Below are 7965 nucleotides of genomic sequence, written 5' to 3' on the forward strand. Positions count from 1 at the left end.
AAACGAGTCGGCTACTCCACATGATAGGCCTGGTACACTTCCCGCTTTCCTATGCTTCGGTCAACGGCCGTTTGTTTAATCGCCTCTTTAGAGGAAAGTTGTTTGTCATGGATATAATGATCTACATGTTCGACAATGGAATAAGAAGACCACCACTCTTTCTCCTCCAACTCCTCCGGCGCTTCATTTCCTTCGACAATCAAGCAAAACTCTCCAAGGATTTCTTCTTCTCTTGACCAAGTCAGCGCTTCTTCAATTGTCCCCCGCAAAAACTCTTCAAACTTCTTTGTCAGCTCCCGGCATAGTACGATTTTCCTGTCTGCTCCTAAAGCATCGGCCATGAGAGCAAGCGTATCCTTTAGGCGATGGGGCGATTCATACAAAATAAACGTGCTGCGTGCTTTATTTAACTCGGCCAGCTGCGCTTTTTTCTCTTTTTTGTGCCGGCTTAAAAAGCCATAGAAATAAAAAGGCTGAGGCGCAAGACCAGAAGCGATCAAAGCGGTCAGTGCGGCGTTCGCGCCAGGCAAAGGGATCACCGTGATTCCCTGGCTGATAGCAGCGGCTGTCAGCTCATATCCCGGATCTGAAATGGAAGGCATGCCAGCGTCACTGACAAGAGCAACCGTTTCTCCTTGTTTCATACGCTCCAGCAGCTGCTGCCCGCTCGTTTCCTTGTTGTGTTCATGATAGCTTGTAATCGGAGTAGCAATCTCAAAATAATTGCAAAGCTTCTTTGTATTGCGCGTATCCTCAGCAGCAATCACATTGGCTTCCTTCATTATCCGGATCGCCCGGAAGGTCATATCTTCCAGATTGCCGATCGGTGTAGGGACAAGGTAAAGAGCCCCTCCCTCATGGATAAAACTTTTTTGACTATCGATCATAGCGGCTGCCCTCCCTCTGCAAATAATCCACCTTTTGCTTTCGTGTCAGTTGTTTAAAGGCGTATTCTGCCCGCATGGCCTCTGTCACTGTATGAAACCTTTCCCAGTGAATCAGGCGCACAGGTCCTCTGCCTCGTGTATATTTCGCCCCTTTTCCGGAATTGTGGGCTTTTAATCTCTTCTCTAAATCCGTCGTGTAGCCTCCATAAAAGGAGTGATCACTGCATTCCAGCACGTAAAAAAAATGATCAGTGCTTTTCTCCATATAACATCTCTCTTACTTCCTCAGTGTATTCGCCATTTTCATCATACACAAACAACGGCGGCAAGATTTTGATATCAGGCGCTCCATCCTTCATTCCTTCAATCAATACGGTATTTGCTTCCCTTCCCATTTTCGGATAAACGAAACGAAGACGCTTAGGTTCCAGGCGATATTTTCTCATTAAGGTGATCAAATCAAGCAATCGGCCTGGCCGGTGGACAAAGGCAGCCTTTCCGCCCTGCTTCAGCAGCTCGCTGCTCGAACGTATACAGTCTTCAAGCGTGCAATAGATTTCATGGCGGGCAATGGCCAAGTGTTCATTCATATTTACTTCTTTGTGAGATGGCGTGACAAAATAAGGAGGATTGCAAGTAACGACACTATGTTTTTCATAGCCTAATTGAGCTGGAGCCTCTTTTAAATCTCCATGCACCATAGCAATTCTTTCATTGAGTCCATTATACTCAATGCTGCGCACAGCCATATCATATAAACGCTCCTGGATTTCCACGCCGATGATCGGCACATTGGTTTTGGCACTCATCAGCAAAGGCACCACCCCATTTCCGGAGCATAAATCGACAATAGAGCCTTTTTTGAGCGGCAAATAGGCGAACCTTGCAAGCAGCACCGCATCAAGCGAAAAAGCAAAAACAGACGGGCTTTGAATAATTCTTAGTTCCTCCGCCAGCAAATAATCAAGCCGTTCATCATCCTTTAATACAACCATTCTTCCGTTCCTCCTGTTTTTCCAAAAGCAAAGTATCGTATGAAGGTTGGCTCAAACCTTCTTAGTGAACAAAGCATTTACAAAAAGAAAAGCTGTCCGTACAGGCCGCACTGCCGCTTCATCCAGGAAGAAGATTCTCTTTCCCCCCAAATGCTGCACAGCTTCGGTACCGGCCTTTGTGGACAGCCTCACTAACATACTCAGTTATTTTTTATTTAAAAATGATAAACAAAACAAGCAATCTTCGTCTTTGCGCGGACTTCCAAAATGAATATTGCAAATATGAAAACCTTCCTGATACAATCTTGCCAGGTTATCATAACCTTCGCCTATATCTATCAGCTTTGAAAAACTCTTATCGCTGGTCTCCTTGTCCATCTCTCGGCCGGCTTGCTGATGCGAAAACTCAATTTCTTCCAGCCGGCGCCGTAAATGCTCATTCTCCAATCGCAAGGAATGATTTTCTTCCATCGTATGCACTAAACCTTTTTTCAACTCTCCAAGCTGCTTGTACAGCTGGCTGATTTGCATTTCCATATCGCTGACCGAATCAAGCAATTCTTTTTTGTTCACCCGTTCCACCCCATTACTCTGTGGCTTGTACTGACACGGCACCTTCTGCCCCAATCTCATCAATAGTGAATTCAAGGATCCGCTCGTGGTTGAATACTTCTACTTGAAGCACCCGTTCTAGAATATTCAAACCGATTACCTTTCCGGCACCATGAGGAGTGTTCACTTTCGTCCCTACATCAGGAAGAAGCTCTTTTGCTGCTTCATATTCATCATTTTCATACTTTAAGCAGCACATTAACCGGCCGCACAAACCTGAAATCTTTGTTGGGTTTAATGAGAGGTTCTGATCCTTCGCCATTTTAATTGAAACTGGCTCGAAATCCCCCAAGAAAGTCGAGCAGCAAAGCATTCTGCCGCATGGACCAATCCCGCCAAGCATTTTGGCCTCATCACGGACACCAATTTGCCGAAGTTCAATTCTCGTTCGGAAAATAGCTGCCAAATCTTTGACAAGCTCCCGGAAATCCACTCTTCCGTCTGCTGTAAAATAAAAAATCACCTTGTTGCGATCAAATGTGTATTCTACGTCAACAAGTTTCATATCCAGCTTATGTTCAGTGATTTTCTGGCAGCAAATATCGAAAGCTTCCGCCGCTGCCGCCTTGTTTTCCTCCACAATCAGCCGATCTTTCTGATCAGCTTTACGGATGACTTTTTTTAAAGGAAGAACGATATCATCATCTTCTACCTTTTTCGGCCCGACGACTACTTCACCGTGCTCTACGCCTCTAGCTGTCTCTACAATTACATGGTCGTTTTTCTCAACGCCCAGATCCATTGGATCAAAATAATATATTTTACCCGCTTTTTTAAAGCGTACTCCTACTACATCATACAAAGGATGCTCCCCCCTGCAATTTTAGCACAAGCTGCTCCATTAGCAGCTGTGGATTCATATTAGCATCAAGTTTCCGCTTTGCCTCTAAAATAGCAGTTATCTGCTCTGTTGTGTTTACAATGGAAGAATGAAGAGCTGTGTTCTTGAGCAAGGCCAGCTGATCAGGATACGCCAAGCCTTGTTCGTTTCCTGTCTGAATGGACAGCAAATCCTTGAAAAGCAGCAATAAAAGATCCAATGCAAGACTTACTTGTTGTTTATCTTTAAAATGCCCGTTAAAGTCCTCCTGCAATTTTACCATTGCTTCTAATGGGTTCTTCAGCAGGACTTCGTATAATTTTAACACTATCTTGCGTGACTGTGCAAACCACTCTTCAGTGCCCAGCCGAAACGCCTCATCAAAATTATTTGTCAGCCTTGAAACCAGTGCAGCCATCGGCAGGGAAACTTCTTTTTCAATCAATTTATTTTTAAGAAGATCTGGCGGCAGCGGCTTGAAAGAAAGAAGCTGGCAGCGGGAAATAATTGTCGGCAGCATCCGCTGTGCCTGTTCGGTTAACAGCAGGGCAACGGTATCAGCTGCCGGCTCTTCTAAAAACTTAAGTAAACTGTTGGCAGCGCTAGCTGTCATCTTATCCGCATGATTGATAATATATATTTTTCTGTTCGCTTCTACAGCTGTTTTGCTGAATTCCTGCTGTAAAAAAACAATCTGCTGCTTTTTAATAGATAATCCATCCGGTTCAACAATATGGACATCGGGATGATTGCCGCTGTCAATCCGCCGGCAATTGCTGCACTCGTTGCAAGGCATTATGCCCTCTTCTTCACAAAGCAGGCTTTTGGCAAAGTAGAGAGCCGTTTGCTTTTTTCCTGTTCCTGGATCTCCTTCTAACAAATAAGCGTGAGCTACCCGGCCTTTTGCCAGGCCATTCGTTATCATTTTGAGCACAATAGGCTGCAGTTCATTTAAATCTTTCCATATATCGGACACTTTCATCCCCGCCTATGTGTATAAATTTATAATTAACCCTTTAATTTCGCCGATCTGGTCAAGCAAATCGACAGATGATTTTTCCTGTTTCATGATATCTTCTGTTAGCTGGATTAGTTTTTCATCAATCGTTTCAACCGTTTTTAACTTGCGTCCTTCTCCGAATTGATTCCATGTATGAGAATTCTTTAGGTTCATGCCGAAGTCGACCGCTTCTCTAATAAAGCGCCGCACGAGCGTTTTATATTTGGCCATGTCTTGAAATGTCCGGGAACGAGCCAACCGTTCTCCCGCCCCTTCAATATCGCCCAGCAGCTTCTCCAGCTGCTCTGTTTTCATCTGGTGGCTTTGATGCTGAACAAGTCCGGCAAATTTCGAAGAGCCTGTCTGTCCAGGCTTCTGATCTGTCCGCACCTTATCTATATTGAAGTTCAAATCCTTGTTGATTTTCATCGTCTAATCCCCTATTAAAATTGATGAAATTGCTCTACTGGCAAGACAAACACAGTCGCTCCGCCTACCGGCACTTCTACAGGATAAGGAACATATGAATCAGCATTGCCTCCCATCGGGGAAACCGGTGCTACCATCTGATCCCGTGACTGGCAGTTTTCTTTAATAATAGCAAGCGCCCGATCCAAACGGATATCATCTGTCCCGATAATAAAGGTTGTATTTCCTGCCTTCAAAAACCCGCCTGTTGTAGCAAGTTTCGTTGCTCGGAAATTGTTCTCTATCAGAGCCTGGGATAAACGGTGGCTATCTTGATCTTGCACTACTGCCAAAATTAACTTCATTCCTTTTCCTCCTCTTTTTATCCTCTTTCTGTTATTATACCAAGAAAAAGAGTGTTTTTTTGAATTGTACAAACAATATTATGAAAAAAGAACTCCTTTTCCAGGAATTCTTTTACTGTTGCCGGCTTTTGATCTTAGCCAAAATGACCTTTAAACTTTCCTGATAAACGGACTCAATAGATGCTTCTGCATCTATAACGGCAATGCGTTCAGGAAATTGGCTCGCCAGCTGCAAATAGCCTTCTCTGACTTTTTGATGGAATGATAGAGCCTCCAAATCCAAGCGATTGACTTCCTGTTCCCTATGAGCTTTAATCCGCTCTAAGCCAACCTCCGGGCGCACATCAAACAGCAAGGTCAAGTGGGGCATAAGATCTCCGATTGCAAAGCGGTTAATGTCATAGACGGCCTCCATGCCTAATCCCCTTGCGTATCCTTGATAAGCGAGAGAGCTATCAATAAAGCGGTCGCAAAGGACGATGCGGCCTTCTTCAAGAGCAGGCATGATCTTTTCGACGAGATGCTGCCTTCTTGCAGCGGCATACAGCAGCGCTTCGGTCCGCCCGTCCATTAATACATTCTCCCTATTCAAAATTACTTCCCGTATTTGCTCTGCTATCGAAATGCCTCCCGGCTCACGGGTGGCGGTAACTGTTTGTCCGGCTTCTTCCAAGCCCTGTGTCAAACGCTGGATAATACTTGTTTTACCGGCCCCCTCCGGCCCTTCAATCGTGATAAACCATCCTTGTTTCATATCTTCCTCCGCATGATTAGTTATTAATCTGGTTGTCGATGAAAACAGCCAATTTCTTTTCCTTCAATTTTTGTCCGCCTTGTATATGAACTCCCTGCTGGAGCCACTCCTCCACTGCCAGCGCTTGTTCTTCTGCTATCTTTTCTCCGCTCATAATACATGGGATTCCTGGAGGATAGGGAATAATCGTTTCTGCTGCAATTCTTCCCGTCGCTTCCTGGATATCTTTCCATTCGATTGGCGCTGTTTCCTGCTCTTTATAAGATAAAGCAAGCGCAGACACTTTTTGCTGAGACAGTATCGGCGCAAGGAACAAACAGGCGGGTCTCTCTTCTAGTTTAAGTTTCGAGAGCTTTTGCGCTGCCTCATTAAAGAAAGCATCATCTCCTTGCTTGACTAGCGGAAGCGTACAGAGAACTTGAGCCGCATCGGCCATCTCCGTATAAATATGTACTTGCTCCAACGTCTTTTGCAACTCATAACCGCTGTATCCTGGCTTTCTAAGCATCATTTTCAACGGGTCATCCGGAAAAATCACCTCAATTCCTTTCCGGTGCAGCAGCAAGGCTAACCGGTCTCTCCTTTGCAGTGCAAATGACTGATCCTCTTTTGTCATGCCGGCTAAATAAGCACGGGCGGCGTCCAAAGAAGCCATAATAGGATAGGAGGGACTGCTTGACTGCAGTGCCTGTAAATAAAACTCCAGTTTTTCAAGCGGCACATCGGCAGATTGCACATGGAGATAGGAGCCCATGGTCATTGCCGGAAGCATTTTATGAGCCGAATGAACAACGATATCTGCCCCCAATTCTAAAGAGCTTGCAGGAAAGGGCTCCGGCAAGATAAAGTGAGGACCATGGGCTTCATCCACAAGTACAAAGGAGCCATGCTGCTTTGCCAGCTTAATGATATCCTCCTTCATTCCTGCCATTCCATAATAAGTGGGATACGTAAAGACCACGGCTTTGGCAGAAGGAAAGCGGTCATAGGCTGCTGTTAATGTATCAAGGCCTATATGGCCTGCTGCTTGCAGGTCTCTATCATACTCTGTATCTAAAAAAACCGGGTTCAGCCTGGCCAACTTCAATGCATGAAAAATAGACTTGTGAGCATTGCGCTGGACGAAAACAGTATCTCCTTCTTTGCATACGGACATAATCATAGCTAAATTGCCCACAGTACTTCCATTGACTAAAAAGTAACTTTTTCTCGTCCGGTATAAGTCCGTTAATAGCTGCTGTGCTTCCCAAATACAGCCTTCAGGTGAATGGAGATCATCCATTCCAGTGATTTCAGTCATATCATAGCGCAAGAAAGACTGAAAGCCAGCAGGCAGCTTCTCCCTCGGCACTAAGCCGTTTTTATGTCCCGGCACATGGAAGGACAGAGGGAGCTGCTTTATATGCCGCTGTAATGCATCAACAATTGGGGTGTCTGTTTGTTTCAATGAACATCCTGCCTTTTCTTATACTTTTCTCTTAGCCTAACATACTAACGGAACGGGATCACGAAAAAACAGGGGGCTTTCTTATTTTGCTTAGTTTTTTTACAAACTCTGCATACTTCGGAGATTCAGGCTCCGTCTCGACCATTTCTCTTTCACACTCATGGCAAATAAATGCTGTATAGAGATACAGGCCTTCTTTCTTTTCTTTTTCACAGACAATACAGGTTTTGATTTTATTTGATTCCTTCATCTTCTCCACCTCCTGAAAGCTAGTATGCCCCCTGTGCATGAAAAATATACGAATCTAGTGATTTTGATTTTCTTCTTAAATATGAGCCCTAACAGAAAAGGTGATCCAAAAATCGCTTTTAAACGATTTTTGGATCACCTTTTTCGATGGCCTGGCAACGTCCTACTCTCACAAGGGGAAGCCCCTCACTACCATTGGCGCTGAAGAGCTTAACTTCCGTGTTCGGGATGGGAACGGGTGTGACCTCTTCGCTATCGCCACCAGACTGTATAAAATGGAAAGAAATTATTCTTTCAAAACTGGATAATATGTGTCAGTAACCGGCAATACCGTGCCATGGTTTGTTGCTTTACGCCATACGGCGTTTTGGTTAAGTCCTCGATCGATTAGTATTCGTCAGCTCCACGTGTCGCCACGCTTCCACCTC

The 7965-nt window shown here is 44.8% G+C and carries 11 protein-coding genes and 1 rRNA gene; all 12 read right to left on the reverse strand.

The annotated features are described in order from the left end of the window. Positions 1 to 11 precede the first annotated feature (11 nt). Positions 12 to 884 carry a 16S rRNA (cytidine(1402)-2'-O)-methyltransferase gene (gene rsmI, locus B1A98_RS17665; protein WP_087903786.1) on the reverse strand — a complete coding sequence of 291 codons (873 nt, stop codon included), beginning with the start codon at positions 882 to 884 and terminating at the stop codon, positions 12 to 14. After that, on the reverse strand, positions 877 to 1152 hold the full coding sequence (locus tag B1A98_RS17670; protein WP_063384034.1) for a GIY-YIG nuclease family protein: 276 nt from the start codon (positions 1150 to 1152) through the stop codon (positions 877 to 879). Before B1A98_RS17670 ends, rsmI begins: the two co-directional genes overlap by 8 nt. After that, positions 1136 to 1882, reverse strand: a complete 747-nt coding sequence (locus B1A98_RS17675) for a tRNA1(Val) (adenine(37)-N6)-methyltransferase (protein WP_063384033.1) — start codon at positions 1880 to 1882, stop codon at positions 1136 to 1138. The genes B1A98_RS17670 and B1A98_RS17675 overlap by 17 nt, the downstream gene beginning before the upstream one ends. Positions 1883 to 2086: 204 nt before the next feature. Next, on the reverse strand, positions 2087 to 2515 hold the full coding sequence (yabA, locus tag B1A98_RS17680; protein ID WP_370511078.1) for a DNA replication initiation control protein YabA: 429 nt from the start codon (positions 2513 to 2515) through the stop codon (positions 2087 to 2089). Continuing rightward, positions 2469 to 3296, reverse strand: a complete 828-nt coding sequence (locus tag B1A98_RS17685) for a PSP1 domain-containing protein (protein ID WP_041101871.1) — start codon at positions 3294 to 3296, stop codon at positions 2469 to 2471. Before B1A98_RS17685 ends, yabA begins: the two co-directional genes overlap by 47 nt. Next, positions 3289 to 4290: a DNA polymerase III subunit delta' gene (gene holB, locus B1A98_RS17690; protein WP_041101870.1), complete on the reverse strand. Its 1002-nt coding sequence runs from the start codon at positions 4288 to 4290 to the stop codon at positions 3289 to 3291. The genes B1A98_RS17685 and holB overlap by 8 nt, the downstream gene beginning before the upstream one ends. Before the next feature lie 12 nt (positions 4291 to 4302). Beyond that, positions 4303 to 4743 (reverse strand): YaaR family protein, encoded by a 441-nt coding sequence (locus B1A98_RS17695; RefSeq protein ID WP_063384031.1) that lies wholly within the window; start codon positions 4741 to 4743, stop codon positions 4303 to 4305. 14 nt (positions 4744 to 4757) lie between these two features. Next, a complete protein-coding gene (locus B1A98_RS17700) occupies positions 4758 to 5087 on the reverse strand; it encodes a cyclic-di-AMP receptor (protein WP_041101868.1) in 330 nt (109 codons plus the stop codon). Positions 5088 to 5199: 112 nt separating this feature from the next. Continuing rightward, positions 5200 to 5841 carry a dTMP kinase gene (gene tmk / locus B1A98_RS17705; RefSeq protein WP_063384030.1) on the reverse strand — a complete coding sequence of 214 codons (642 nt, stop codon included), beginning with the start codon at positions 5839 to 5841 and terminating at the stop codon, positions 5200 to 5202. Between the two features lie 16 nt (positions 5842 to 5857). Then, entirely contained in the window at positions 5858 to 7288 is a 1431-nt protein-coding gene (locus B1A98_RS17710) for an aminotransferase class I/II-fold pyridoxal phosphate-dependent enzyme (protein ID WP_063384029.1), read from the reverse strand. 58 nt (positions 7289 to 7346) lie between these two features. Beyond that, positions 7347 to 7538 carry a sigma factor G inhibitor Gin gene (locus B1A98_RS17715; protein ID WP_041101859.1) on the reverse strand — a complete coding sequence of 64 codons (192 nt, stop codon included), beginning with the start codon at positions 7536 to 7538 and terminating at the stop codon, positions 7347 to 7349. A gap of 149 nt (positions 7539 to 7687) precedes the next feature. After that, positions 7688 to 7803, reverse strand: a 5S ribosomal RNA gene (gene rrf, locus B1A98_RS17720). Positions 7804 to 7965: the final 162 nt, after the last annotated feature.

Origin of the sequence: Pseudobacillus badius (assembly GCF_002189605.1) — a bacterium.
Taxonomy (GTDB): domain Bacteria; phylum Bacillota; class Bacilli; order Bacillales; family Domibacillaceae; genus Pseudobacillus; species Pseudobacillus badius.